The following is a 25,462-nucleotide window of genomic DNA, read 5'->3' as shown; positions in this document are numbered from 1 at the left end:
CACTCACGCGGCACCGGTACCCGGAGGGGCGTTCACAGCCCCGGCGCTCCCCACACCGGGAACCAGCGGCTCAGATCCTGCTCGATGCGCAGATCGCCCGAGAGCGCGGCCCGCACCCGGAGTTCGAGTGCGTTGTCACGCCGCCGCGTCCCGTCCGGCAGGGGCGCGAACGGGTAGAACGTGCCGCGCTTGTAGAGGTAGACCAGCGCGAGCCGCCGGCCCGACGGATCCTCGAACCCGGCCAGGGAGCAGAGCAGTTGGGGGCCGAACCCGTTGACCTCCATCTGGCTGTTCACGGCGTGCAGGTCGTTCACGAGCGCGGAGAGCTGGTCGGGCGCGCGGCGGGAGACCAGCCAGGAGTAGCCGTAGTCGTCCTGGCGCAGCTCCACCGGCGGGCCGTCGCGGTCGGTGTCGGCGTCCAGCAGGGCCCGCACCTCGCGGTGGGACTGCTCGAAGGCCGCGCCCTCCACCGTGGCGAAGCACACCGCGCCCTGCCCGGTCGGTCTGAAGCCCGCGGCGGCCTCCAGGGTCACGGCCGCCGAGGGCAGCGCGAAGAGCCGGTCGAGGTCCGCCACGACCGGTTTCGTCCGGCCGAGCAGGATGTCCAGCAGCCCCATGCGCCGATCACGCTCCTCCGGGTGCCGCCGCCTCGCCCAGCTCGACGGAGATCCGGCCCAGCTGGTCGAGCCGCTGCTCCAGGCTCGGGTGGGTCGAGAAGAGGCGGGCGATGCCGGGCTCGCGGCCCAGCGCGGGCGTGAAGTAGAAGGCGTTGAAGGCCTGGGCCGTGCGCAGGTCCTCGGCCGGGATGCGGGCGATGTCGCCGGAGACCTTGGTGAGCGCGGCGGCCAGCGCCGAGGGCCGCCCGGTGAGCTGCGCGGCCGCTCGGTCGGCGGCCAGTTCCCGGTACCGGGACAGGGCCCGGATCAGCAGGAAACTGATCGCGTACACGGCCGCCGCCACACCCATCACCGCGGCGAAGACGGCCGCCGTGTTCTGGTCCCTGCGGCCCCCGCCGAACAGCTGCGAGTAGAAGGCGAACCGCACGATCAGCCCCGCGATCACCCCGAGGAACGACGCGACGGTGATCACGGCGACGTCCTTGTGCGCCACATGCGACAGCTCGTGCGCGAGCACACCCTCCAGCTCGGCCGGATCCAGCCGCCGCAGCAGCCCGGTCGTCACACAGACCACGGCGTGGTCGGGGTTCCGCCCGGTCGCGAACGCGTTCGGCATGTCCATACCGGACACCGCCACCACCGGCTTGGGCATGTCGGCCAGGGCGCACAACCGGTCGACCACCGCGTGCAGCTCGGGATACTCCTCCCGTTCCACGACCCGCCCGCGCATGGCGTACAGCGCGACCCGGTCGGAGAACCAGTACTGCGCGCCGAGCAGGGCCGCCGCGACCACCACGACCAGCACCCACGACTTCAGCAGCACGATCAGCGCGGCGACGAACGCCACGTACAGCAATCCGAGCAGGAACAGCGTGATCCCCATACGGGTGGTCAACCGCCGGTCGCTCCGGAAGCGGCTGTGCATCCGCATCACCCCGCAGTCACGCACTCGTCCCACCGCCAGTGTGCACCCGGCACTCCCCATGAACGGGTCGCGAACGGACCCAGGCCAGGCAAAGGCGTCAGCCCGACGGGCTCACCGCATAGCCGGGCACGGACGGCCACCGCACCGTCAGCACGACCGACTCCTCCTCCGCGACCCACGAGTGATCGACCCCGCGCCCCCACACGACATAGTCGCCCTGCCGCTCCAGCAGCACGCTGCGCCCGGGCAGTTCGACCCGGAAACGCCCGCTGACGAGCACCAGCAGCGCGGTCCGCTCCTCACCCCGCACCCACGCGGCCCGCTCGTCCCCCGGGGGATGCACCCCCCACTTGATCTCCACGGCCTCGCTGTGCCGCGGATCCCCGGCGTCCTTGAAATGCCCGAGGATCCACCCCCGGTCCAGCGCGGCGTCCGCACCGGCGTTGCCCACGTACACACTGTCGTCCACGGGGGCGGACGCTAGCAGCCACGCTCCGCGTCGACGGGGAGCCGCCCGGCCAGGCCCGCCGCCGTCGCCAAACGCTGGGCGGCGACCCGGACATGGCGGGGCCGCTGAGCCACGAGTCGTTCCGTCAGCCATGCCTCGGGCAGCAGCGCCGCGGACGGCAGCAGGGCGAGCGTGGCCTCGCGCACGACACCGGGCGCGGGGTCGTCGATCAGCGGTCGCAGTTCTTCCACGACCGTCACATCCAGCGTGCGCAGGCCCGCCACCGCGCGGGCCCGTACCGCGGGCGCAGGGTGGGTGAGCAGCAGCCGCAGCGCATCGGCGTCCGCTCGCACCCCGCACTCCGCCAGGCCGATGGCTGCGCCGGGCGGCAGCGCGGGGTCGGCCGCCTGCGCGCATCGCTGCCGGTACCAGGGCAGGGGATCCGTCCCGTGCTGCCGTAGGACGTACCGCGCGCAGGCCCGTACCAGGGCCGAACGGTCGGCCAGGAAGTCCAGGGCCCGCCCGGGACGCCCGGCCCGCCGCAGGGCCGTCACGCCGGCGGACCGGGCACGCGGGTTGCGGGCGGCGAGCAGCGGTTCGAGCACGTCGTCGAAGTCGCCGTCCTCGCGCACGGCGGCCAGGGCCGCCTCGGCGCACAGGGCCTGCACGACGACATCGTCGTCCCAGGCGGCGGTACGGGCGAACCGGCCGGGGGAGAGCAGTGACTCCTCGGCGGCCAGCCGGTACGCGAACCGCCGTACCGTGCGGTCCGGGTGGACGAACAGAGTGGCCGGCGCTCCGTGCGGTGCCCGGCGGAGCATCGCGCCGAGCAGTTCCACGCCGTACGCTCCCCGCTCGCGCCGGCCGATGCGCAGGATCAGGGGAGCGAGCGCGACGCCGGTGCGCACGTCGAGGCCCGCCCGCAGGAGTTCCCGGGCCTTGTCACGTACAGGTGCCGCCCAGTCCGCGGCACGGATGACGACCAGGGGCAGCAGGGCGGGGCGGGCCGCGATCCGGGCCAGGGCCGCTTCACGGGTGTGGCCGTCCGGGTGGCACAGCGCCACAGCGAGCCGGGGCTCGATCGAGGGTCCGTGAGCGGGCTCCGGACGCCGTCGGGACGACCGGAACATCCAGCGCCCGGTCCCGGACCGGCCCGGCGGCCCGGTCGCCGCGTCCAGCGCCTCCACCCATGCCTTGTCCGGCAGATCCTCGATCCCGTATCCGCCCCAGGCCCGTACGCCCGCGTCCAGTCCGGTCCAGGCAGCTGGATCGTCGACGTCGAGCACGTCGTCGAGTCGCGTCCCCCGGGCCAGCCGCGCCGCGGCCGCCTCCCCGCCCCCTATGTCCTCGTTCACACCCGTCCCCCGTTCGACCTGCTGTTTCGGGGGATCGTACGACGCAGGGACGGCGACCGCGCGCGGATTTGTCGCCCGCTGCCTAGTACGGCGCCCTGAAGTCCACGTACCCCAGCAGCACGATCACCGCCGCCACGCAGCCCAGCACCAGGGCCGTCGAGATCCATGAGGAGCGGCGGCGGGAACCCACGTGGTCCGGGTCGGCGCGGAACGGCACGGGCCCGGGCGGGTCGTGCTTCCAGCGCGCGGCGAGCATACGGGCCCGGGCCGAGGGCTCCTTGTGCTCGGCTCCGTCCGCCCATCTGAGGTCGAACTCGCGCTCCTGGTCGTCCTGTTCGTGCCCGGCCATTGCCGCTCCACCCCCGTGTGGTCCTTGCCCCCAAGAATAGAACAAACGCCCGCGCCCCCGCTGTCGGAAGCGACAGCGGGGGCGCGGGCGTGATGCCTCGGTCAGGCGCCGATCACACGTCGAAGTACAGCTCGAACTCGTGCGGGTGCGGACGCAGCTGCAGCGGCGCGATCTCGTTGGCGCGCTTGAAGTCGATCCACGTCTCGATCAGGTCCGGGGTGAAGACGTCACCCTGGAGCAGGAACTCGTGGTCGGCCTCCAGGCGGTCCAGGACCGCGCCGAGGGAGGTCGGGACCTGCGCGACGTTCGCGTGCTCCTCGGGAGCGAGCTCGTACAGGTCCTTGTCGATCGGCTCGGCCGGCTCGATCTTGTTCTTGATGCCGTCCAGGCCTGCCAGCAGCAGCGCCGAGAAGGCCAGGTACGGGTTGCCGGAGGCGTCGGGCGCGCGGAACTCGACGCGCTTGGCCTTCGGGTTGGAGCCCGTGATCGGGATACGCATCGCGGCGGAGCGGTTGCGCTGCGAGTACACCAGGTTCACCGGGGCCTCGAAGCCCGGCACCAGGCGGTGGTACGAGTTCACCGTCGGGTTGGTGAACGCCAGCAGCGACGGAGCGTGCTTGAGGATGCCGCCGATGTAGTAGCGGGCGGTGTCCGACAGGCCCGCGTAACCGGCCTCGTCGTAGAAGAGCGGCTGGCCGCCGGTCCACAGCGACTGGTGGACGTGCATGCCCGAGCCGTTGTCACCGAAGATCGGCTTCGGCATGAAGGTCGCGGTCTTGCCGTTCTGCCAGGCCACGTTCTTCACGATGTACTTGAAGAGCTGGAGGTCGTCGGCGGCGGCGAGCAGCGTGTTGAACTTGTAGTTGATCTCGGCCTGGCCGGCGGTGCCCACCTCGTGGTGCTGGCGCTCGACCTGCAGGCCGGCGCGGTCCAGCTCCAGGGAGATCTGGGCACGCAGGTCGGCGAAGTGGTCGACCGGCGGGACCGGGAAGTAGCCGCCCTTGTAGCGGACCTTGTAACCACGGTTGTTCTCGAGGGCGCCGGTGTTCCAGGCGCCGGCCTCGGAGTCGATGTGGTAGAAGGACTCGTTCGCGCTGGTTGCGAAGCGGACGGAGTCGAAGACGTAGAACTCGGCCTCGGGACCGAAGTACGCCGTGTCGGCGATGCCGGTCGACGCGAGGTAGGCCTCGGCCTTCTTCGCCACGTTGCGCGGGTCGCGGGAGTACTGCTCACCCGTGATCGGGTCGTGGATGAAGAAGTTGATGTTGACCGTCTTGTCACGGCGGAACGGGTCGACCCGGGCGGTCGACAGGTCCGCGCGCAGGGCCATGTCGGACTCGTGGATGGCCTGGAAGCCGCGGATCGAGGAGCCGTCGAAGGCGAGCTCCTCGGCCGGGTCGAAGGCCGATGCGGGGATCGTGAAGTGCTGCATCACGCCCGGCAGGTCGCAGAAGCGGACGTCGATGAACTTGACGTCCTCGTCCGCGATGAACTTCTTGGCCTCGTCGGCGTTCTGGAACATCCAGCTCCTCCTACTCCCGACCGTCCCGCCGGGGTGGTAGTTCGTTCGTGCGGCCAGTGCGGGTGGCACACGCTGACGTAGACCCTAGGGACGGGTGATTTCTCTGGCGTGACTCATTTGTTTCGCACAAGTTAACCGGCTCACCCACCACCGTAGCCCGGACACACCCCGCCATGCCCTGGTCGTTCACGGGCGCAGTACCGTGGACGGGTGGACAACAGGCAAGCACTCGGATCGTGGCTCTCCGGGCCCCGCGCGGCGGCGGAAGAGGCCGGTGTCGACTTCGGATACCGGGGCGAACAGCTCGGTCTGCCCGAGGAGGGACCCGGCTCGATCGCCCGCCCGGGCCGCCGGATCGGCGCCCTCGCCGTCGACTGGGGCCTGTGTCTCCTGATCGCATACGGTCTCATCACCCAGAGCTACAACGAGGCGGCGCAGATCTGGGCGCCGCTCATCATGTTCGCGCTGATGGTCCTCACGGTCGGCACCGTCGGCTTCACGCCGGGCAAGCGCCTGTTCGGCCTGCGGGTGCTCGCGCTGGACACCGGCCGGGTCAGCCCGTGGCGCGCCGCGCTGCGCACGGTCCTGCTCTTCCTCGCGATCCCCGCGCTGATCTGGGACCGCGACGGCCGCGGCCTGCACGACCGGCTCGCGGGCACGGTCGAGGTCCGCATCTGACGCGACACGTGCACGACCGACATGAACGAGGGGCGCCCGGATCACACCGGGCGCCCCTCGTTCATGTCGTGTGCGGGTGTCAGCGAGCCTTCGGCCCGCCCTTCGGCAGCCGCATGCCCTTCGGCATCGGCCCCTTCGGCAGCGGCATGTTGCTCATCAGGTCGCCGAGGGCGCGCAGCCGGTCGTTGGTGGCCGTGACCTGCGGGCCGGTCAGCACGCGCGGGAGCTTGACCATGGTCGTCCGCAGCTTCTTCAGCTCGACCTGGCCCTCGCCGGTGCCCACCACCAGGTCGTGCACCGGGACGTCCGCGACGATGCGGTTCATCTTGCGCTTCTCGGCGGCCAGCAGGGTCTTCACCCGGTTCGGGTTGCCCTCGGCGACCAGCACGATGCCGGCCTTGCCGACCGCGCGGTGCACCACGTCCTGGTTGCGGTTCATCGCCACCGCGGGGGTCGTCGTCCAGCCCCGGCCGATGTTGTCGAGCACCGCCGCCGCGGCGCCGGGCTGTCCCTCCATCTGCCCGAAGGCGGCCCGCTCGGCCCGGCGCCCGAACACGATCGCCGACGCGAGGAAGGCGAGCAGGAGGCCCAGGATGCCGAGATAGATGGGGTGACCGATCAAGAAACCGATCGCGAGGAAGACACCGAGGGTGACGATTCCGACTGCCGCGAGTACAAGACCGATCTTCTTGTCGGCCTTGCGGGTCATCTTGTAGGTCAGAGCGATCTGCTTCAGTCGCCCGGGGTTCGCAGCGTCCGCTGCAGGTTCCTTCCTCGCCATGCCACGAAGTCTACGTGGCCCCACGAGCGCACACGACGGCAGTGTCCGCGGGGCCCCTGGGGGAGGGCCGTGGGTCAGGGACGGACGGACAGGGACTGCTCGATGACGCGCTGGGTCTCGACCCGGTCCTTGGCGCGACGGCGGTCCTCCAGCACGGAGGTCCAGGCGTTGCGGCGGGCGGTGCGCTGACCGCTGCTCATCAGCAGCGACTCGACGGCGCGCAGTGCGGTCGTGAAGGACGGAATCGCGGTGGCGCGGACGGGCGGCGCGGCCTGCATGGGTGAGGTCCCCCCTCGGGTGATGGGTTGACGTGCTGTGAGTTCAGCGTCACTGATTGGTGTTACCAGGGCGTGACCGGCCGGTCAAACACCCATGAAGCCCTGGCGGGGAGTGGTGGAACGCCGACGCGGTCCTGACATGTGCCCTCATCTGCGAGGACGGTCAGGACCGCGTCAAATCGGTCACTACCGACGAGTAGCTTCTTGTGTGCGAATTCACGCGATGGCCTCGCCCTTCAGGGGCAAGGGTGGTGACGGTCCGTCAGACGGCCTGCGCCGCGATGTGGCCGTCGCCCTGGCGCGGAGCGGCCGAGTGGCGCTGCTCCATGGCCATCTGGTAGAGCCGCCCGGCGCGGTACGAGGAGCGCACCAGCGGTCCGGACATCACGCCGGAGAAGCCGATCTGCTCGGCCTCGTCCTTCAGTTCCACGAACTCGTGGGGCTTCACCCAGCGCTCCACCGGGTGGTGGCGCACGGAGGGCCGCAGGTACTGCGTGATGGTGACCAGCTCGCAGCCCGCGTCGTGCAGCTGCTTCAGCGCCTCGCTGACCTCCTCGCGGGTCTCGCCCATCCCGAGGATCAGGTTCGACTTGGTGACCAGGCCGTAGTCGCGGGCCTCGGTGATCACCTTCAGGGAGCGCTCGTAGCGGAAGCCGGGGCGGATGCGCTTGAAGATCCGCGGGACCGTCTCGACGTTGTGCGCGAAGACCTCGGGCCGGGAGGAGAAGACCTCCTCCAGCTGCTCGGGGACCGCGTTGAAGTCGGGGGCCAGCAGCTCGACCTTGGTGCGGCCGGCCTCGCGGCCCGCCGTCTGCTGGTGGATCTGGCGCACGGTCTCGGCGTACAGCCAGGCGCCGCCGTCCTCCAGGTCGTCGCGGGCGACGCCGGTGATCGTGGCGTAGTTCAGGTCCATCGTGACCACGGACTCGCCGACGCGGCGGGGCTCGTCGCGGTCGAGCGCCTCGGGCTTGCCGGTGTCGATCTGGCAGAAGTCGCAGCGCCGGGTGCACTGGTCGCCACCGATGAGGAAGGTCGCCTCCCGGTCCTCCCAGCACTCGTAGATGTTGGGGCAGCCGGCTTCCTGGCAGACCGTGTGCAGGCCCTCGCTCTTCACGAGCTTCTGCATCGCGGTGTATTCGGGACCCATTTTCGCCCGGGTCTTGATCCACTCGGGCTTGCGCTCGATGGGGGTCTGGCTGTTGCGGACCTCCAGGCGCAGCATCTTGCGTCCGTCGGGTGCGACTGCGGACACGACCGGCTCCCTAGCGATTGATTCTTCGGCGTCCTCAAGGGTACGCCCGCTGATTTGAATGCCTGTGCGGGTGGCTACCCCTCCAGCTCCGCCACGGGCCGTTTTATGCCGCCGGCGTCTTCTCGATCTCCCGGGGCTTCAGGTCCGCGTTCTCCAGGACCTCCCGCAGGTGGCGCTCCACGACCGGCAGGACCTCCCCGATCGTGACGTCCCGGCCGAGCTCGCCGGCCAGCGAGGCGACGCCCGCGTCCCGGATGCCGCACGGGATGATCCGGTCGAACCACTTGTTGTCGGGGTTCACGTTGAGCGCGAAGCCGTGCATCGTGACGCCCTTGGCCACGCGGATGCCGATCGCGGCGATCTTGCGGTCCTCCCGGCGCTGCCCCGCGTTGGACGGCGCGTACTCCGGGCCGTTCATGCGCGGGTCGAACTCCTCGTCGTGCAGCCGGGGGTCGAAGTCCAGCGACAGTCCTCCGAGTGCGGGGCGCTGCTCGACCGGGTCGCCCAGGATCCACACGCCGCTGCGGCCCTCGACCCGGCTCGTCTCCAGGCCGAACTCCGCGCAGGCACGGATCAGGGCCTCCTCGAGGCGGCGCACGTGCGCCACGACGTCCACCGGGCGCGGGAGCTTCTGGATGGGGTAGCCCACCAGCTGGCCGGGGCCGTGCCAGGTGATCTTGCCGCCGCGGTCCACGTCGATGACCGGTGTGCCGTCGAGCGGGCGCTCGTTGTCCGCCGTGCGCCGGCCGGCCGTGTAGACCGGGGGGTGCTCCAGGAGCAGCACGGTGTCGGGGATCTCGTCGGCGAAGCGCGCCGCGTGCACCCGGCGCTGCTCGTCCCACGCCTCCTGGTACTCGACGGCCTCGTCACCGAACCCCATGCGGACGAACCGCAACTCACTCACGGCAAGCGCCTCCCTAGAACGGGTGTGTCAGGCACGTAACGCGCCCAAGCCACTGTACGTCCGGCCCGGATCCGTCACTCCCGGGGCCAATCCTCACACGATCGGATGAATGTCCGCGAAAATGTGTGAGGGGCTGCTTACTCTCCGCTACATTCGCGCCGTCCAGCAAGCCAAAAGGCCTGCTCACACGCAATCCGGCACATCACCAACACCGGAAGGCAGGAGACCGCACCGCACCATGACGGAACGACCCGCGCAGCGCACCCCCAACCGACAGCTCGCCGCGCTCATCGCAGAAGCGGGGTTCTCCAACGCGGGACTCGCCCGTCGCGTGGACCAGCTCGGTCTCGAACACGGGCTCGACCTGAGATACGACAAGACATCCGTCACCCGGTGGCTGCGCGGTCAGCAGCCCAGGGGCACCACGCCCGCCCTGATCGCCGAGGTCTTCACCCGGCGCCTGGGCCGCCGTCTCACCGCCCAGGACCTCGGCCTGGATGCCTGCGCACCCGTCTACGCGGGGCTGGAGTTCGCCGCCACCCCCGAGGAGGCCGTCGACATCGTCAGCGGGCTCTGGCGCAAGGACTCAGGCAGCCATGCCGAACTCCGCAAGATCGCCTTCACCCCGGCCGGGCTCGTCGTGCCCAGCCGGGACTGGCTGATCGGCCGGGCCGACGAGAAGGTCGCCCGGGGCGAGCCGGCCCCCGCCCGCATCCCGGCCCAGGGCCGCCCCGCCCTGCGTCCCACGGCCACGGCCGAGCCGGGCGTGCCGTCCCTGCCCCGCCAGCGCGGCCAGGCCGAACGCGGACCCGGCCAGAAGGTCACCGCCGGCGACATCGCCGCCCTGCGCTCCGTCGGCGAGCTGTTCCGCACCCTCGACGACGCCTACGGCGGCGGCCACGCCCGGCAGGCCCTCGTGCGCTACCTGGAGCACGAGTGCGAGCCCATGCTGCGCGGCACCTACGGCGAGCAGACCGGCCGCCGGCTGTTCGCGGCCGCCGCCGACCTGACCCGGCTCGCGGGCTGGACGTCGTACGACATCGCCGCGCACGGACTCGCCCAGCGCTACTTCGTGCAGGCGCTGCGGCTCGCCCAGGCGGCCGGGGACCGCACGTACGGGGCCTATGTGCTGGTCACCATGAGCCGCCAGGCCGTCTACCTCGGGCACGGACGGGAGGCCGTCCAGCTCGCCCGCGTGGCTCAGCAGGGCGTCGGCACCTCCGGGCCGCCCGTCGTCCAGGCCCTGCTGCACGCCTCCGAGGCCCGCGGGCACGGGGTGCTCGGCGAGGTCCGGGCCTGCACCGCCGCTCTGGTCCGCGCCGAACGCGCCCTGGAGACGGCCCGGCCCGGCGACGACGTGCCGCACTGGGCGAAGTTCTTCGACGAGGCCCAGCTCGCCGACGAGTTCGGCCACTGCCACCGCGACCTGCAGCAGTTCCGCGCCGCCGCCCAGCACGCGGAACGCTCACTTCAGCTGCGCGCCCCCTCCTTCGCCCGCAGCCGCCTCTTCTGCCGCGTCGTCCTCGCCACCGCCCGCCTGGGCCTGGGCGAACTCGACCAGGCCTGCCAACTGGGAGCGGAGGCGGCGGGCCAGGCGGCGGAGATGCGGTCGGTAAGGGCGGTGGAGTACGTGCGGGACTTCGAGCGACGACTGGAGCCGTACAAGGACGCGGCGCCGGTGCGGACGTACCGCGACAAGGTGGCGGCCCTTCTTTAGCGGCGAGGGGCTGTGTCGATGTGCGGCTCCGCCGCGTGCGCGCGACCAGCCCCCACACACCCGCACCCGGCAATGCGCCTACGCAGCCCGAGGCACCGTCGGCACCGGATCGGCGACATGCATCGACCGCCCCGCCCCCAGGTCCGCCAGGATCGCCGCCGAAGCCCGATGCCCTGAGTGCAGAGCCCCCTGCACCGTGCTGGTGTCGCGGTGATCCCCGCACACATACAGCCCGGCGATCAACCGCACCGGCCGCCGCAGATCATGCGGCGGCCGCATCGCCGGCACCGCCTCCGCCGTCCGGTGCACGGCCAGCGTCTCCCACCGGGCCGTCGGCACCCCGTACAACCGCGCCAGATGCATCCGCACCGCGGTGTCGACATCACCCGGCGCCCGCCCCAGCACCGTGGAGGAGACCAACGCCCGCCCGGCCGGCGCCCGGGACGGATCGACATCACTGACAACCGCCGTGTGCGCGACCGGCCCGCCGAGATCCGCGTCGAGCAGCAACGACGCCCCCGTCGCCGGAGGTTCGTCCGTCGTGTGGTGCACCACCGTCACCGGATGGAACTCCGGCACCCGCAACCCGGGCAGCAGCTCGGCGGCGGCGCGCGCACCCGTCGCCACCAGGACCGCCCGGCAGCGGATCTCACCGTGCTCGGCGGTCGTCACCGACGTCGTCGAGACGGAGGTGACGCGCACGCCGGTGTGCACGGTGCCCGGCGGCAGGGTGCGTGCGAGCAGCTCTGGCAGGGCCTCCGCGCCGCCCTCCGGCAGACACAGCCGGCCCCGTGCGAAGGCGCGCAGCGCGAGGTCCGCGCACCGGCTGGACGTCGTCAGGTCCGGGTCGCACAGCAGCGCGGCGAGGAGCGGGCGCAGGAAGCCGTCGATCGTACGGGCGGGCAGCCCGCGGGCCGCCAGGGCCTGGCCGGCGGGCAACTCCGGCCGGGCCAGCAGCCGTTCGGCCGGTGTGCCCGCCAGCCGGGTCAGGGCGGCGCCCAGCCGGGCCTGGTCGACGGCCGTGCCGAGCGGGGCGCCCGACCGGCTCCGGGGGACGGAGACCTGCCGGCCGGGCACGGCCACCGGCCTCCTCGGCGGCCTCGGTGCGGACGGCGGGCGCGGAGCACTCGCCAGCGCGCGTACCGCGTGCAGTGCGCCCCGTGCGCCCCCTGCGCCCGGCTGGACGCCCGCGCGGTGGTGGCGCCCGTCGCCGTGCAGCAGGACACCGGGTGCGAAGGGCCGCAGCACCAGGCCGTCGAGACCGGGTGTCTGCCGTAGTTCGGGATACGCCGTGGACAGCAACTGGCCGATCCTGTCGAGCCGGAAGCCGTCGACCTTCTCCGTCGCCATCCGGCCGCCGACCCCGTGGGCGGCCTCCAGGACCATGGTCGTCACTCCTGCGCTGGTCAGCCGGTGCGCGGCCGAGAGTCCGGCGACCCCGGCCCCCACGACGACCACGTCCGCCTGGTACGCGGGCTCAAGCACGTGCCCCTCCTCGAGGTTGCGCGGGCGCTGGAGACGTCATGCCCTCAACAGGCCGCAGGGATACGCGAGTTCTGGTCGAGGGTAGGACCGTGATCGGTCAGGGGGAGTCGCGCATCGGCAGGGCACGGTCGCACGACGGTCGCATACGGACGCCTGGTGGGCATGAAGTGGTCGCGGGGGGCTGGTGTGCGACCGGGGGAGCTGTCTCGGAACCACCGGTCGGATCCCGGACAGGCGGCCGGTGTGCGCCGCCCGGGCAGGTCCCGGCGGGCGGGAGGGCCGTCACAGGGCCGCGCGGATCGCCCCGTCGATCTCCGGGAAGGCGAAGCGGAAGCCCGACTCCAGCAGCCGCGCCGGCAGCACCCGGGCGCTGCCGAGGACGTCCCCGGCCATCTCGCCGAGCACCGTGCGCAGGACGGTCGCGGGCACCGGGAACAGGGTCGGCCGGTGCAGCACGCGGCCCATCGCCGCCGTGATCTCACGGTTCGTCACGGGGTGCGGGGCGGTGATGTTGAACGGCCCGGACAGGCCGTCGGTCTCGATCAGATGCCGGATCGCGGCGACCTCGTCGTGCAGCGCGACGAACGACCAGTACTGCCGGCCGTCGCCCATCCGCCCGCCGGCCCCCGCCCGGAACAGCGGGAACAGCCGCCCCCAGGCGCCGCCCTCGCGGGAGACGACCAGCCCGGTCCGGGTGAACACCGTGCGGACACCGGCCTCCTGGGCGGGTGTGGTGGCTCCCTCCCACTCCACGCACAGCTCGGGCAGGAAGCCCTCGCCCGCGGGCGCGCTCTCGTCGACCGTCCGCTCGCCGGTCTCGCCGTAGTAGCCGATGGCGCTGCCGTTGACGAAGACCCGCGGGCGGTCCTTCGCGTCCAGCGAGGCGATCGCCTCGGCGAGGGCGGCCGTGCCGTTCACGCGGCTGTCGCGGATCCGCTGCTTGTAGGCCTCCGTCCAGCGCCGGTCGCCGACGCCGGCCCCCGCCACATTGACCACGGCGTGACAGCCGGCGAGCCCCGCCGCGTCCACGCGCCCGCCCTCGGGGTCCCAGCGGATCTCCCCGGCCGCCCGGGGCGTGCCGCGCACCAGGCGGTGCACCTCGTGCCCGTCGGCGGTCAGGGACCGCACCAGGGCACCGCCGATCAGGCCGGACGCCCCCGCCACCGCGATTCTCGAACGCTCCATGAAGCCATCCTGCCGGGTCGCTCCGTAAATCCCTTGCAAGGCACTGATCCGTCCGCCGTAGGGTGACGCCCATGCCCGAGCTCCCCGCACCGCGCATCCGTGTCGCCCGGCCCGAGGACGCCGAGGAGCTGGCCCTGCTCGACCGGCTCGCCTGGTCGCACCAGCACGCGGTGATGCCCGAGCCGCAGCCGCCGTACCCTCCCTTCTTCAGCGAGCGGCACGCCCCCGAGGACTGCCTGGTCGCCGAGCTCGACGGGCGGCTCGCGGGCTATGTCCACCTCGGATTCCCCACCCCGTTGGACTCCAACCGGCACGTGCGGCAGATCCAGGGCCTCGCCGTCGCCGAGGAGGCGCGCGGCCGTGGGGCCGGGCGGGCGCTGGTCCGGGCCGCCGTCGACGAGGCCCGCCGGCGCGGGGCCCGCCGCATCACCCTGCGGGTCCTCGGGCACAACACCGCGGCCCGGGCGCTCTACGAGGCCGAGGGGTTCGTGATCGAGGGGATCCTGCCCGAGGAGTTCCTGCTCGACGGGACCTATGTGGACGACGTGTTCATGGGGCGCTTCCTGTGAGCCGGGGCTACGACGTGGTCGGCTCGCCGGTGTCCACCGGGGTCGTCGCACGCGCTGCGCTGCGCGCGTCGGAGGCGACCTCGTCCGCCGTCAGGACATAGCCCGTCTCGGCGTCCGAGGTGGAGCGCGCGAACACCACGCCGAACACCCGGCCGTCCGTGGTGAGCAGGGGGCCGCCGGAGTTGCCGGGGCGGACCGTGGAGCGGATCGAGTAGATCTCGCGGGTGGCCGTCCCGTCGTTGTAGATGTTCTGGCCCGTCGCCCGCACCCGGCCCGCGACCGTCGCCGCCTGGAGGTTCAGGTCGCCGTCCTGCGGATAGCCCGCGACGACCGCCGAATCGCCGCGCTCGGCGTCGTCGTCGAACCGCAGCACCGGGGCCTTCAGACCCGGCACGTACAGCACGGCCACGTCCTTCTGCGGGTCGAACAGCACCACCCGCGCCTCGTACGTCCGCCCGACCCCGCCGATCTGCACCGTCGGCTCGTCGATGCCGGCCACCACATGGGCGTTGGTCATCACGTGCTCGCGCGCGTACACGAACCCGCTGCCCTCGCGGCCCTGGGTGCCCGCGACGCCCTCGACCTTCACCGTGCTCCGCTTGGCGGCGTCGGTCGCCGCGGCCGTGACACTGTCGCCGGTGGGCTTGGCGACCTCGGCCGTCGACTCGTTCTCGAAGGGGTTGAAGACCTGCGGGAAGCCCGCCTGCGTCAGCGCGGACGTGGCCCCCGAGAACCAGGCCGGCGTCGTGTCCGGCATCGTCCGCTGCACCGCGCCGAGCAGCCGCGAGTCCCGGATCGCCGAGGTGACCAGCGGCGACGAGGACACGCCGAGGACGCTCGCCGCCACCCACGCCACGATCAGCACCGCCACCGAGTTCGCCACGGCCCCGCCGACGCCGTCCGCCACCCGCAGCGGCCCCCGGTCCAGCTCCCGCCGCAGCCGCAGCGCCAGGCGCCCCGCCAGCTCGTGCCCCACCACCGCCGGGAGCAGCACCGTGAACACCGCTGTCACCGTCGCGCGCGTCGTGCCCGGCTCCACCAGGTCCATGACCCACGGCAGGACCCACACGCCGACGACCGCACCGCCCACGAAGCCCGCCAGCGACACACAGCCGGCCACCAACCCGCGCCGGTACCCGGACGCCGCGTAGGCCAGGACGACCAGCAACAGCAGGATGTCGAGCAGGTCCACGCACGCCGCCTTTCTCTCGGAACCCCTTAATACGCGGGGGGAGGGCCCGATGATCAGTCACACGCGCACGCGTCGATCGCAATCGGCCAGGCGGGCGCGCACAGGGAGAAACGTCGCGGACCGTGACGATGGTTCCACCGGGTGGCACATCCCACATCGCGGACGGACCGGATCAGGCCGACAGTGGGACCATGCGTGTCTTGCGAAGACGGCGGGGCGCACGCAGGCACTCCGCCGACGGGACACCCGGCATAGCCGGCCTGCCGCGCGCGGCCCGGGTGCTGCTCGGCTGCCTGCCGGGCGTCGCCGCCGTCGTGGCGCTGTTCCTGTGCGCCCACGGCGTCGAGAACGCCGCGGACACCGGCCCGCGCGCCGCGCCCCGCTCCCCGGCCACCCCCTACACCGCCCCCCGCCCGCCCATCGAGCCGAGAGCGCACTGGCTGGGCGACGCCGCCCGCGCCCAGCCGCGCCCGCGCTACGACGACCGGGTCGCCGCCGTCTTCATCCACCACACCGACTCGCCCAACGGCTACGACTGCGCCGACGCGCCCCGCATCATCCGGGACGTCTACACCGGCCAGACCGGCACCCGCGACTGGGACGACATCGGCTACAACTTCGTCGTCGACCGCTGCGGAACCATCTACGAGGGCCGCGCCGGGGGCGTGGAACGCGCCGTCACCGGAGCCCACACCCAGGGCTTCAACCACCGCACCGCGGGCATCGCCGCCCTCGGCACCTTCACCGAGGGCATGCCGGTCCCGCAGCCCATGATCCGCTCGATCGCCGCGCTGTCCGCCTGGAAACTCGGCCTGACCGGCACCGACCCGCGCTCGGACGTCCGCCTGGTCTCCAGCAACGGCCTCAGCCGGTACGCGGCCGGCTCGACCGCCCGGCTGCCCGCCCTCGCCGGCCACAACGACGGCTACATGACCAGCTGCCCGGGCGCCGCCCTGCACGCCCGCCTGCCCGAGATCCGGCAGCTCGCGGCCCGGCTCCAGGGCCGGCCCGACGGCCCACAGCGAGGCCACAGCGAACGCGCAGCGTCCTGAGATCCCCGTCTCCTACGGTCGGCACCACAGGCAGCCGACTGGAGGTGGGGACCATGAACGACGGTCGCAGGAAGGCCCCGAGGCAGGCGGGGAGCGCGGGGGAGCCGGGTACGCGCACGGTGGCCCCGCGCGGCCCCTGGGCGGTGCTGTGCGCGGCCGTGACCGTCGTCCTGGGCCCGGCCGCGGTCACCGCCTCCGCGCTCGACCAGGCCAATGCCGCTCCCGTGCACCACGCGGTGCGGGCCGATGGGACGCACGTGTACATCCCGGCCGACGCGAGCCGCCGCCGGGCCGCCTGATCAGCGCTGATCAGCCCCTGAAGCGCTCCCACAGCCGGGGGTAGCGTTCCGCGAGCAGCCTCTCGTTCTCGAAGTCGAGCGGTGTGCCCTCCGGTTCCGGGGGCGCCGGCGCGATCTCCAGGTCGGGCGCGACCACGCCCGTGAGCTGCTCGTAGGCCTCGTCCGCCGCGTAGCCGAGCTCCTCGCCGTCGCCGTCGATCTCCTCGTCGAAGTCGTCCAGCAGATCGGCGAGGGCGTCCGGGTCGTGCACGGCCCCCTCGAACACCTCGCGGCCCTGGCCGATCAGCCAGCACCGGAAGAAGTCGAAGGCGTCGTCGCTCGCCCCGTCGAGCAGCACCCACGCCGCGCCCCACAGGTCCCAGCGGTAGGCGCGGTTGTACCGGGACTCGAAGTGACGGGCGAAGTCCAGGACCGAGTCCGGGTCCAGCTGGGCGAGCCGGTCCACGAGCAGGTCGGCCTGCTCCTCGGGGTCGCCCTCGGAGGCCTCCCGGGCGTCGTCCACCAGCTCCCAGAACTCCGTCTCGTCCATCACGGGTCCAGCATCGGGCCTGGGGCACGGGGGCGCACCCGGAGTGCGCGGGATCGTTATGCGCCGCTCCCGGGCCGGTAGAGCCGGGCCAGCCGGGCCGCGTCGGCGGCGAACCGCTCGCGCAGGCTCCGCGGAGCCAGCACCTCCACCTCCGGTCCCAGCGCCGCCAGCTGGGTGCGGGCGACCTCCTCGGACTCCACCGGAAGGGCCACCGTCACCCAGCCGTCCTCGTCCGGGGCGTCCGCGTCCGCCAGGGCCTCACGGGCGGACGGCGCGTCGAGGGCGTACGGCAGGGCGCGCACGCCGTCGGGGGACAGCCGCACCACGACCCGCGCCCGCAGGATGGACCGCGCGAACTGCTCGGCCCGCTCCTCCCAGAAGGCGGGCAGGTCGAAATCGGGCTCCCGCTCGAAGCGCTCGCCGTCCGCGTCCACCGCCGTGAACCGGTCGATCCGGTACACCCGGAAGGACGTGCCCCCGGCCACCCGGGCGCACAGGTACCAGACACCCGCCTTCAGCACGAGCCCGTACGGCTCCAGCTCCCGGACGACCTCGTCCTCGCCGCGCCGGTAGCGGGCGCCGATCCGCCGGTCGTCCCACACCGCGTCGGCGACCGCCGGCAGCAGCGCGGGCGTCCTCGGCTCCTTGAACCAGTTCGGCGCGTCCAGGTGGAACCGCTGGGATGCCGTCCGGGAGGCGTCCCGCAGGGAGGGCAGCAGCGCCGCCGACACCTTCAGCCGGGCCGCGGAGGCGGCGTCCTCCAGGCCCATCTCGCGCAGCGCCCCCGGCACACCGGACAGGAACAGCGCCTCGGCCTCGCCGCGGTGCAGCCCGGTCAGCCGTGTCCGGTAGCCGCCGACCAGCCGGTAGCCACCGACCCGGCCCCGGTCCGCGTACACCGGCACGCCGGCCTCCGACAGGGCCTGCGCGTCCCGGGTGACCGTCCGCTCCGACACCTCCAGCTCACGGGCGAGCTCGGCGGCCGTCATGGAGGGCCGGGACTGCAGCAACAGCACCATCTTGATCAGCCGGGCAGCACGCATGAGGCCATCATGGTGCGTGTCCGGGTGCGGGTGCGTGGGGGCGGACCTGTTTCAGGGGCGCGGGGAACTGCGCGACAAAGCCCCCACCGGCCCGCAGTCGACGAACGACCGGGACCGATGGGGGCCGCAGACCCTACAGACCGTACTGCTCGCGCGCTTCCTTCACCGCCGTCGCCTTGACCTCGCCGCGCTTGGCGAGCGCGGCCAGGGCCGCGACGACGATCGACTCGGCGTCCACACCGAAGTGGCGGCGGGCCGCCTCACGGGTGTCCGAGAGGCCGAAGCCGTCGGCGCCCAGCGAGGACCAGTCCTGCTCGACCCACTGCGCGATCTGGTCCGGGACCTGGCGCATGTAGTCGGAGACCGCCAGCACCGGGCCCTCGGCACCCTGGAGCGCCCGGCGCACGAACGGCACCCGCTCCTCGCCGCGCAGCAGCGCCTCGTCCGCCTCCAGGGCGTCCCGGCGCAACTCGCTCCAGGACGTCGCCGACCACACGTCGGCCGCCACGCCCCACTCCTCGGCGAGCATCGCTTGCGCCTTGAGCGCCCAGTGGATCGCCGTGCCGGAGCCGAGCAGCTGGATCCGCGGGGCGTTCGCCGGGGGCGTGATGCCCGCCGACTCCGCCGTGTTGAAGCGGTACAGGCCCTTGACGATGCCCTCGTCGACCCCGTCCACGGACGGCTTCGCCGGCTGCGGCATCGGCTCGTTGTAGACGGTCAGGTAGTAGAAGACGTCCTGGTCCTCGCCCGGGGCCGCCTCGCCGTACATCCGGCGCAGACCGTCCTTGACGATGGCCGCGACCTCGTAGGCGAACGCCGGGTCGTACGACAGCGCCGCCGGGTTGGTCGCCGCGATCACGGGGGAGTGGCCGTCGGCGTGCTGCAGGCCCTCGCCCGTCAGCGTCGTACGGCCGGCCGTGGCGCCGACGAGGAAGCCGCGGCCGAGCTGGTCGCCGAGCTGCCACATCTGGTCGGCCGTGCGCTGCCAGCCGAACATCGAGTAGAAGATGTAGAACGGGATCATTGCCTCGCCGTGCGTCGCGTACGACGTCGAAGCGGCGATGAAGTCGGCCATCGAACCGGCCTCGGTGATCCCCTCGTTGAGGATCTGGCCGTTCTTGGCCTCCTTGTAGTACATCAGCTGGTCACGGTCGACCGGCTCGTACGTCTGGCCCTTCGGCGAGTAGATGCCGAGCGAGGGGAACAGCGACTCCATGCCGAAGGTGCGCGCCTCGTCCGGGACGATCGGCACCCAGCGCTTGCCCGTCTCCTTGTCGCGGACCAGGTCCTTGACCAGACGGACGAACGCCATGGTGGTGGCCACGTTCTGCGAGCCGGAGCCCTTGTCGAAGGAGGCGAACGCCTTCTCCGCGGGGGCGGGCAGCGGGGCGACCGGGTGCACGCGCCGGGCCGGGGCCGGGCCGCCGAGGGCGGCACGCCGCTCCTGGAGGTAGCGGACCTCGGGGGAGTCGGCGCCCGGGTGGCCGTAGGGCACCACGCCGTCGACGAAGTCGCTGTCCTTGATCGGCAGTTCGAGCAGATCGCGCATGTTCTTGAACTCGTCCACCGAGAGCTTCTTCATCTGGTGGTTGGCGTTCTTCGACGCGAAGCCCTCGCCGAGGGTGTGGCCCTTGACCGTCTGGGCCAGGATCACGGTCGGCGCGCCCGTGTGCTCGACGGCGGCCTTGTACGCGGCGAACACCTTGCGCGCCTCGTGACCACCGCGCGAGAGGTGGAAACACTCGAGGATCTTGTCGTCGGTCAGCAGCTTCGCCATCTCCACGAGCGCCGGGTCGCCGCCGAAGAAGTCCTGCCGGATGTAGGCCGCGTCGCGGGTCTGGTACGTCTGGATCTGCGCGTCCGGTACCTGGCGCAGACGGCGTACGAGCGCACCCGTGGTGTCGAGCCGGAACAGCTCGTCCCAGGCCGTGCCCCACAGCGTCTTGACGACGTTCCAGCCGGCGCCGCGGAACTGGGCCTCCAGCTCCTGCACGATCTTGAAGTTGGCGCGGACCGGGCCGTCCAGGCGCTGCAGGTTGCAGTTGATGACGAACGTGAGGTTGTCCAGCTCCTCACGGGCCGCGAGCGCGAGAGCCGCCGTCGACTCGGGCTCGTCCATCTCGCCGTCGCCGAGGAACGCCCACACGTGCGAACCGGCGGTGTCCTTGATGCCGCGGTTGGCCAGGTAGCGGTTGAAGCGCGCCTGGTAGATCGCCGACAGCGGGCCGAGGCCCATGGAGACCGTCGGGAACTCCCACAGCCAGGGCAGGCGGCGAGGGTGCGGGTAGGAGGGCAGGCCGTTGCCGCCCGCCTCCCGGCGGAAGTTGTCGAGCTGCTCCTCGCTGAGCCGGCCGTCGAGGAACGCGCGGGCGTAGATGCCGGGGGAGGCGTGGCCCTGGATGTAGAGCTGGTCGCCGGAGCCGTCGGCCTCCTTGCCCTTGAAGAAGTGGTTGAAGCCGGTCTCGTACAGCCAGGCGGCCGAGGCGAAGGTGGCGATGTGGCCGCCGACGCCGTACTTGCTGCCCCGGGTGACCATCGCGGCCGCGTTCCAGCGGTTCCACGCGGTGATCCGCTGCTCCATCGCCTCGTCACCGGGCACGGACGGCTCGGCGGAGGTGGGGATGGTGTTGACGTAGTCGGTCTCGAGGAGCTTCGGCAGCGCGATGCCGGCGCCCTCGGCGCGCTCCAGCGTGCGGCGCATCAGGTATGCGGCACGGTGCGGCCCGGCTGCCTTGGTGACCGCGTCCAGGGAGGCCTGCCATTCGGCGGTCTCCTCCGGGTCCCGGTCCGGGAGCTGGTCGAGCTCGCTCGGCTGGATGGCGTTGGGGTCGGTCATGTCGCCGCCTTCCTCAGTCGAAGGGGGTTCCCTCACATAAGGGGATCGGGGGTGCCCTTTGTCTTTGGCAGGACAGGGCTGGGGCTTGGGTGCTGTAACACCGTGCGGCTCCGCCGCGTGGGCCCGTCGGCGACTCTAACTCGCTGATCGATGATCGATCAAAGGGTTGAGGGGCAAAACCTCTTGATCACGAGAAAGTAGGCACGCGGTGCCTCCGGAGGTGGCACGCGGTGACCGATTTTCGAACGGTTTTCGCAGGTCGGAGGCGTTTGAGCGAGAGGGCGCTCGGGTGTCACGCCCGAGGCGCGCAGCCCAGGACGTGCGCCTTCACGAGTTCGGCGATCCGGGGGTCACGGCGCTTGAACGCGGCGACGAGCTCCTCGTGCTCCTCCGCGTAACTCTGCTGCTGCGTGCCCAGCCAGCGGATCGACAGGGCCGTGAACACCTCGATGCCGAGGCCTTCCCAGGTGTGCAGCAGCACGGAGTTGCCCGCGGCGCGGACCAGTTCGCGGTGGAAGGCGACGGTGTGGCGGACCTGCGCGGTGCCGTCGGAGCTGCGGTCCGCCTCGTACAGGGCGCTGACGTGGGGCTCCAGTGCCGAGCAGTCCTCGGCGAGGCCCTGGGCGGCCAGCTCCGCGGCGATGGCCTCCAGGCCGGCCCGGACCGGGTAGCTCTCCTCCAGGTCGGCGGCCGTGAGGTTGCGGACGCGCACGCCCTTGTTCGGAGCCGACTCGATCAGGCGCAGGGACTCCAGCTCGCGCAAGGCCTCGCGGACCGGGGTCTGGCTGACCTCCAGCTCGGTGGCGATCCGGCGCTCGACGATCCGCTCACCCGGCTGCCAGCGTCCGCTGATGATCCCCTCCAGGATGTGCTCGCGGATCTGCTCGCGGAGCGAGTGGATGACGGGCGCGGTCATGAGGGCTCCTTACGCGGGATTGACGTTTAGACAATACGGCCGGTTCGCTCCGCGGGTGGGGTGGGTGGGGGTGCTTTGGTGCAGGTGAGACGAGACTTACACGGGGGCGTGGGGTTGTCGTTCGGCTGACGCCCTGTGTGTGGCTTGTCGCGCAGTTCCCCGCGCCCCCAAGCAAAGTGCCCCCGCCCGGAGATGATCCGAGGGGGGCACCGTACAGCCGTCCGGCGTTGGAGATCAGAGGCCGAGTTCGACCTCGAACTCGCCCGCCTCCAGGATGGCCTTGACCGCCGTCAGGTAGCGGGCGGCGTCGGCGCCGTCCACCAGGCGGTGGTCGTAGGACAGGGTCAGGTACGTCATGTCGCGGACGCCGATGACCGTGCCCTCCTCCGTCTCGATGACGGCGGGGCGCTTGACCGTCGCGCCGATGCCGAGGATCGCGACCTGGCCCGGCGGCACGATGATCGTGTCGAAGAGCGCGCCGCGCGAACCGGTGTTGGAGATGGTGAAGGTCGCGCCGGACAGCTCGTCCGGGGTGATCTTGTTGGCGCGGACCTTGCCCGCCAGGTCGGCCGTGGCCTTGGCGATACCGGCGAGGTTGAGATCACCGGCGTTCTTGATGACCGGGGTCATCAGGCCCTTCTCGGAGTCCACCGCGATACCGATGTTCTCGGTGTCGAAGTAGGTGATGGTCCCCTCGGCCTCGTTGATCCTGGCGTTGATCGGCGCGTGCGCCTTCAGCGCCTGGGCCGCGGCCCTGACGAAGAACGGCATCGGCGAGAGCTTGACGCCCTCACGGGCCGCGAACGCGTCCTTGGCACGGGCGCGCAGCTTCATCAGACGGGTCACGTCGACCTCGACGACCGAGGACAGCTGGGCCTGCTCGTGCAGGGCCTTGACCATGTTGTCGCCGATGACCTTGCGGATCCGCGGCATCTTCACGGTCTGGCCGCGCAGCGGGGACGCCTCCAGCACCGGGGCCTTCCCGGCGGGGGCCGGGGCGGCAGCGGCGGGGGCCGGGGTGGCGGCGGCGCTCTTCGCGGCCTCGGCGGCGGCGACGACGTCCTGCTTGCGGATACGGCCGCCGACGCCGGTGCCCTTGACGGTCGACAGGTCGACGCCCTGCTCGGCGGCGAGCTTGCGCACCAGCGGGGTGACGTAGGCGCCGTCGTCGGCGGGCTTGGCGGCGGCCGGAGCGGCCGGGGCCTGGGCCGGAGCCGGGGCCGGCGCGGGAGCGGACGGAGCCGGCTCGGGAGCCGGGGTGGTCTGCTGCTGCGGGGCGGGAGCCGACGGGGCCTGCGGGGCCGGGGCGGGCTGCGCCGGAGCCGGAGCCGGAGCCGGGGTGGGCTCGGGCTGGGCCGGGGCGGCGGGGGCCTCCTGCGCCGGGGCGGCGGCCGGAGCCGCACCCGCGACACCGATGACGGCGAGCTTGGCACCGACCTCGGCGGTCTCGTCCTCGCCGACCACGATCTCCAGCAGGGTGCCCGAGGTGGGCGCCGGGATCTCGGTGTCGACCTTGTCGGTGGAGACCTCGAGCAGCGGCTCGTCGGCCTCGACGCTGTCACCGACCGACTTCAGCCAGCGGGTGACGGTGCCCTCGGTGACGGACTCGCCGAGCGCGGGCAGGACGACGTCCGTGCCCTCGGCGGAGCCGCCGCCGGCAGCGGCGTCGGCGGTGGGAGCGGCCGCCGGGGCGGCCTGCTCGGTGGACGGGGCGGCCGCGGCCGGCTCGGGGGCCGGCTCGGCGACCTGCTCCGCGGCGGGGGCCGGGGCAGCGGCGGGCGCGCCGCTGCCGTCGTCGATCAGGGCCAGCTCGGCGCCGACCTCGACCGTCTCGTCCTCGGCGACCTTGATGGAGGCCAGGACACCGGCGGCGGGCGAAGGGATCTCGGTGTCGACCTTGTCGGTCGACACCTCGAGCAGCGGCTCGTCGGCCTCGACGCGCTCGCCCTCGGCCTTCAGCCAGCGGGTGACAGTGCCCTCGGTGACGCTCTCGCCGAGCGCCGGAAGGGTTACGGAAACCGCCATGGTTTCGGTTGCTCCTTACGGAAAGTGCGGAAGTCTGTGTCGTCGCGTGTGTCGACCGAGGGGTCAGTCGTGCGCGTGGAGGGGCTTGCCGGCCAGGGCCAGGTGGGCCTCGCCGAGCGCCTCGCTCTGGGTCGGGTGGGCGTGGATGAGCTGCGCGACCTCGGCGGGCAGCGCCTCCCAGTTGTAGATCAGCTGGGCTTCGCCGACCTGCTCGCCCATGCGGTCGCCGACCATGTGGACGCCGACGACGGCACCGTCCTTGACCTGGACGAGCTTGATCTCGCCCGCGGTGCCCAGGATCTTGCTCCTGCCGTTGCCCGCGAGGTTGTACTTCAGAGCGACGACCTTGTCCGCACCGTAGATCTCCTTGGCCTTGGCCTCGGTGATACCGACGGAGGCGACCTCCGGGTGGCAGTACGTCACCCGCGGGACACCGTCGTAGTCGATCGGAACGGTCTTCAGACCGGCCAGGCGCTCCGCCACCAGGATGCCCTCGGCGAAGCCGACGTGCGCGAGCTGGAGGGTCGGGACGAGGTCACCGACGGCGGAGATGGTCGGCACGTTCGTGCGCATGTACTCGTCGACCAGGACGTAGCCGCGGTCCATGGCGACGCCCTGCTCCTCGTAGCCCAGGCCCTGGGAGACCGGGCCGCGGCCGATGGCGACCAGCAGGATCTCGGCCTCGAACTCCTTGCCGTCGGCGAGGGTGACCTTGACGCCGTCCTGGGTGTATTCGGCCTTCTGGAAGAAGGTGCCCAGGTTGAACTTGATGCCGCGCTTGCGGAAGGAGCGCTCCAGCAGCTTGGAGGAGTTCTCGTCCTCGACCGGGACGAGGTGCTTCAGACCCTCGACGATCGTGACCTCGGTGCCGAAGGACTTCCACGCGGAGGCGAACTCGACGCCGATGACACCGCCGCCCAGGATGATCGCGGACTTGGGCACGCGGTCCAGGACGAGGGCGTGGTCGGAGGAGATGATCCGGTTGCCGTCGATGTCCAGGCCGGGCAGCGACTTCGGCACGGAGCCGGTCGCGAGGAGGATGTGACGGCCCTCGACGCGGCGGCCGTTCACGTCGACGGACGTGGGGGAGGACAGCCGGCCCTCACCCTCGATGTACGTCACCTTCCGGGAGGCGACGAGCCCCTGCAGGCCCTTGTACAGACCGGCGATCACGCCGTCCTTGTACTTGTGGACCCCGGCGATGTCGATGCCCTCGAAGGAGGCCTTCACACCGAACTGCTCGCTCTCACGGGCCTGGTCGGCGATCTCGCCCGCGTGCAGCAGGGCCTTGGTGGGGATGCATCCCCGGTGCAGGCAGGTGCCGCCGACCTTGTCCTTCTCGATCAGGGCGACGTCCAGGCCCAGCTGCGCCCCGCGCAGCGCCGCGGCGTAACCACCGCTGCCACCGCCGAGGATCACTAGGTCGAAAACGGTGCTGGCGTCGTTCGCCACGTCACGTCCTCCATGCATGTGCGCCGTGAGCCGGTCTTCGGTGACCGGCAGGC

At 72.1% G+C, this 25,462-nt stretch carries 24 protein-coding genes; 5 read left to right on the top strand and 19 right to left on the bottom strand.

Going from position 1 to position 25,462, the window contains the following annotated elements; translation table 11 throughout:
- Positions 1-32 precede the first annotated feature (32 nt).
- The 6 genes from pspAB to glnA all read right to left on the bottom strand — a co-directional run bounded on the left by pspAB (position 33) and on the right by glnA (position 5,216).
- The gene (gene pspAB / locus IGS69_RS09100) at positions 33-617 is read right to left on the bottom strand and encodes a PspA-associated protein PspAB (protein ID WP_190898208.1); all 585 of its coding nucleotides are present in this window, start codon (positions 615-617) and stop codon (positions 33-35) included.
- A gap of 7 nt (positions 618-624) precedes the next feature.
- Positions 625-1,542: a zinc metalloprotease HtpX gene (gene htpX / locus IGS69_RS09095; protein ID WP_190904426.1), complete on the bottom strand. Its 918-nt coding sequence runs from the start codon at positions 1,540-1,542 to the stop codon at positions 625-627.
- A gap of 97 nt (positions 1,543-1,639) precedes the next feature.
- Positions 1,640-2,011, bottom strand: coding sequence for a cupin domain-containing protein (locus IGS69_RS09090; protein ID WP_190898207.1), 372 nt, complete (start codon positions 2,009-2,011; stop codon positions 1,640-1,642).
- A gap of 11 nt (positions 2,012-2,022) precedes the next feature.
- Positions 2,023-3,345, bottom strand: a complete 1,323-nt coding sequence (locus IGS69_RS09085) for a hypothetical protein (protein ID WP_190898206.1) — start codon at positions 3,343-3,345, stop codon at positions 2,023-2,025.
- A gap of 82 nt (positions 3,346-3,427) precedes the next feature.
- Complete coding sequence (locus IGS69_RS09080) at positions 3,428-3,694, bottom strand: SCO2583/SCO2584 N-terminal domain-containing protein (protein WP_190898205.1); 267 nt, start codon at positions 3,692-3,694, stop codon at positions 3,428-3,430.
- A gap of 112 nt (positions 3,695-3,806) precedes the next feature.
- Positions 3,807-5,216 carry a type I glutamate--ammonia ligase gene (gene glnA, locus IGS69_RS09075; protein WP_030837448.1) on the bottom strand — a complete coding sequence of 470 codons (1,410 nt, stop codon included), beginning with the start codon at positions 5,214-5,216 and terminating at the stop codon, positions 3,807-3,809.
- Positions 5,217-5,426: 210 nt separating this feature from the next.
- On the opposite strand from glnA, the gene IGS69_RS09070 reads away from it, so the two are divergent.
- The gene (locus tag IGS69_RS09070) at positions 5,427-5,894 is read left to right on the top strand and encodes an RDD family protein (protein ID WP_189594573.1); all 468 of its coding nucleotides are present in this window, start codon (positions 5,427-5,429) and stop codon (positions 5,892-5,894) included.
- Between the two features lie 79 nt (positions 5,895-5,973).
- On the opposite strand, the gene IGS69_RS09065 is transcribed toward IGS69_RS09070, so the two are convergent.
- The 4 genes from IGS69_RS09065 to lipB form a co-directional block, all read right to left on the bottom strand.
- Positions 5,974-6,675, bottom strand: a complete 702-nt coding sequence (locus tag IGS69_RS09065) for a DUF4191 domain-containing protein (RefSeq protein ID WP_190898204.1) — start codon at positions 6,673-6,675, stop codon at positions 5,974-5,976.
- Between the two features lie 74 nt (positions 6,676-6,749).
- Entirely contained in the window at positions 6,750-6,953 is a 204-nt protein-coding gene (locus IGS69_RS09060; RefSeq protein WP_030837456.1) for an SCO2195 family GlnR-regulated protein, read from the bottom strand.
- 262 nt (positions 6,954-7,215) lie between these two features.
- A complete protein-coding gene (gene lipA / locus IGS69_RS09055; protein WP_190898203.1) occupies positions 7,216-8,205 on the bottom strand; it encodes a lipoyl synthase in 990 nt (329 codons plus the stop codon).
- 103 nt (positions 8,206-8,308) lie between these two features.
- On the bottom strand, positions 8,309-9,109 hold the full coding sequence (lipB, locus tag IGS69_RS09050; RefSeq protein ID WP_190898201.1) for a lipoyl(octanoyl) transferase LipB: 801 nt from the start codon (positions 9,107-9,109) through the stop codon (positions 8,309-8,311).
- A gap of 238 nt (positions 9,110-9,347) precedes the next feature.
- Here lipB and IGS69_RS09045 point away from each other — a divergent pair, with 238 nt between their 5' ends.
- Positions 9,348-10,826: a regulator gene (locus IGS69_RS09045; protein ID WP_190898200.1), complete on the top strand. Its 1,479-nt coding sequence runs from the start codon at positions 9,348-9,350 to the stop codon at positions 10,824-10,826.
- A gap of 78 nt (positions 10,827-10,904) precedes the next feature.
- Here IGS69_RS09045 and IGS69_RS09040 read toward each other — a convergent pair whose 3' ends face one another.
- Together IGS69_RS09040 and IGS69_RS09035 are read right to left on the bottom strand one after the other, a co-directional pair.
- Complete coding sequence (locus tag IGS69_RS09040; protein ID WP_190898199.1) at positions 10,905-12,311, bottom strand: NAD(P)/FAD-dependent oxidoreductase; 1,407 nt, start codon at positions 12,309-12,311, stop codon at positions 10,905-10,907.
- Positions 12,312-12,593: 282 nt separating this feature from the next.
- Positions 12,594-13,496 carry a TIGR01777 family oxidoreductase gene (locus IGS69_RS09035; protein WP_190898198.1) on the bottom strand — a complete coding sequence of 301 codons (903 nt, stop codon included), beginning with the start codon at positions 13,494-13,496 and terminating at the stop codon, positions 12,594-12,596.
- A 71-nt stretch (positions 13,497-13,567) separates the two neighbouring features.
- On the opposite strand from IGS69_RS09035, the gene IGS69_RS09030 reads away from it, so the two are divergent.
- Positions 13,568-14,065 (top strand): GNAT family N-acetyltransferase, encoded by a 498-nt coding sequence (locus IGS69_RS09030; protein ID WP_190898197.1) that lies wholly within the window; start codon positions 13,568-13,570, stop codon positions 14,063-14,065.
- Between the two features lie 7 nt (positions 14,066-14,072).
- Here IGS69_RS09030 and IGS69_RS09025 read toward each other — a convergent pair whose 3' ends face one another.
- Positions 14,073-15,257 (bottom strand): MarP family serine protease, encoded by a 1,185-nt coding sequence (locus IGS69_RS09025; protein ID WP_190898196.1) that lies wholly within the window; start codon positions 15,255-15,257, stop codon positions 14,073-14,075.
- A 191-nt stretch (positions 15,258-15,448) separates the two neighbouring features.
- On the opposite strand from IGS69_RS09025, the gene IGS69_RS09020 reads away from it, so the two are divergent.
- Positions 15,449-16,309: a peptidoglycan recognition protein family protein gene (locus tag IGS69_RS09020; protein WP_385861987.1), complete on the top strand. Its 861-nt coding sequence runs from the start codon at positions 15,449-15,451 to the stop codon at positions 16,307-16,309.
- A gap of 53 nt (positions 16,310-16,362) precedes the next feature.
- A complete protein-coding gene (locus IGS69_RS09015) occupies positions 16,363-16,608 on the top strand; it encodes a hypothetical protein (protein WP_232543462.1) in 246 nt (81 codons plus the stop codon).
- Positions 16,609-16,618: 10 nt separating this feature from the next.
- On the opposite strand, the gene IGS69_RS09010 is transcribed toward IGS69_RS09015, so the two are convergent.
- The 6 genes from IGS69_RS09010 to lpdA form a co-directional block, all read right to left on the bottom strand.
- Positions 16,619-17,137 carry a DUF4240 domain-containing protein gene (locus tag IGS69_RS09010; protein ID WP_190904423.1) on the bottom strand — a complete coding sequence of 173 codons (519 nt, stop codon included), beginning with the start codon at positions 17,135-17,137 and terminating at the stop codon, positions 16,619-16,621.
- A gap of 56 nt (positions 17,138-17,193) precedes the next feature.
- Positions 17,194-18,180: a helix-turn-helix transcriptional regulator gene (locus tag IGS69_RS09005; protein ID WP_190898194.1), complete on the bottom strand. Its 987-nt coding sequence runs from the start codon at positions 18,178-18,180 to the stop codon at positions 17,194-17,196.
- 133 nt (positions 18,181-18,313) lie between these two features.
- Positions 18,314-21,016 carry a pyruvate dehydrogenase (acetyl-transferring), homodimeric type gene (aceE, locus tag IGS69_RS09000; protein WP_190898193.1) on the bottom strand — a complete coding sequence of 901 codons (2,703 nt, stop codon included), beginning with the start codon at positions 21,014-21,016 and terminating at the stop codon, positions 18,314-18,316.
- A gap of 292 nt (positions 21,017-21,308) precedes the next feature.
- Positions 21,309-21,932 (bottom strand): GntR family transcriptional regulator, encoded by a 624-nt coding sequence (locus tag IGS69_RS08995; RefSeq protein ID WP_184556718.1) that lies wholly within the window; start codon positions 21,930-21,932, stop codon positions 21,309-21,311.
- Between the two features lie 234 nt (positions 21,933-22,166).
- Entirely contained in the window at positions 22,167-23,957 is a 1,791-nt protein-coding gene (gene sucB / locus IGS69_RS08990) for a 2-oxoglutarate dehydrogenase, E2 component, dihydrolipoamide succinyltransferase (protein ID WP_190898192.1), read from the bottom strand.
- 63 nt (positions 23,958-24,020) lie between these two features.
- Positions 24,021-25,409 (bottom strand): dihydrolipoyl dehydrogenase, encoded by a 1,389-nt coding sequence (lpdA, locus tag IGS69_RS08985; protein ID WP_030837486.1) that lies wholly within the window; start codon positions 25,407-25,409, stop codon positions 24,021-24,023.
- Between the last annotated feature and the right edge of the window lie 53 nt (positions 25,410-25,462).

The sequence above is a fragment of the Streptomyces tuirus genome (assembly GCF_014701095.1).
GTDB classification, from domain to species: domain Bacteria; phylum Actinomycetota; class Actinomycetes; order Streptomycetales; family Streptomycetaceae; genus Streptomyces; species Streptomyces tuirus.
The sequence above is the reverse complement of the archived record's forward strand: the minus strand, read 5'-3'. Positions and strand labels throughout refer to the sequence as shown.

Coding starts and splice junctions, on each gene's coding strand:
- pspAB (WP_190898208.1), bottom strand. CDS start 617: ATGGGGCTGCTGGACATCCTGCTCGGCCGGACGAAACCGGTCGTGGCG.
- htpX (WP_190904426.1), bottom strand. CDS start 1,542: ATGCACAGCCGCTTCCGGAGCGACCGGCGGTTGACCACCCGTATGGGG.
- IGS69_RS09080 (WP_190898205.1), bottom strand. CDS start 3,694: ATGGCCGGGCACGAACAGGACGACCAGGAGCGCGAGTTCGACCTCAGA.
- glnA (WP_030837448.1), bottom strand. CDS start 5,216: ATGTTCCAGAACGCCGACGAGGCCAAGAAGTTCATCGCGGACGAGGAC.
- IGS69_RS09065 (WP_190898204.1), bottom strand. CDS start 6,675: ATGGCGAGGAAGGAACCTGCAGCGGACGCTGCGAACCCCGGGCGACTG.
- IGS69_RS09060 (WP_030837456.1), bottom strand. CDS start 6,953: ATGCAGGCCGCGCCGCCCGTCCGCGCCACCGCGATTCCGTCCTTCACG.
- IGS69_RS09045 (WP_190898200.1), top strand. CDS start 9,348: ATGACGGAACGACCCGCGCAGCGCACCCCCAACCGACAGCTCGCCGCG.
- IGS69_RS09035 (WP_190898198.1), bottom strand. CDS start 13,496: ATGGAGCGTTCGAGAATCGCGGTGGCGGGGGCGTCCGGCCTGATCGGC.
- IGS69_RS09030 (WP_190898197.1), top strand. CDS start 13,568: ATGCCCGAGCTCCCCGCACCGCGCATCCGTGTCGCCCGGCCCGAGGAC.
- IGS69_RS09020 (WP_385861987.1), top strand. CDS start 15,449: ATGCGTGTCTTGCGAAGACGGCGGGGCGCACGCAGGCACTCCGCCGAC.
- IGS69_RS09015 (WP_232543462.1), top strand. CDS start 16,363: ATGAACGACGGTCGCAGGAAGGCCCCGAGGCAGGCGGGGAGCGCGGGG.
- IGS69_RS09010 (WP_190904423.1), bottom strand. CDS start 17,137: ATGGACGAGACGGAGTTCTGGGAGCTGGTGGACGACGCCCGGGAGGCC.
- IGS69_RS09005 (WP_190898194.1), bottom strand. CDS start 18,180: ATGCGTGCTGCCCGGCTGATCAAGATGGTGCTGTTGCTGCAGTCCCGG.
- aceE (WP_190898193.1), bottom strand. CDS start 21,016: ATGACCGACCCCAACGCCATCCAGCCGAGCGAGCTCGACCAGCTCCCG.
- IGS69_RS08995 (WP_184556718.1), bottom strand. CDS start 21,932: ATGACCGCGCCCGTCATCCACTCGCTCCGCGAGCAGATCCGCGAGCAC.
- sucB (WP_190898192.1), bottom strand. CDS start 23,957: ATGGCGGTTTCCGTAACCCTTCCGGCGCTCGGCGAGAGCGTCACCGAG.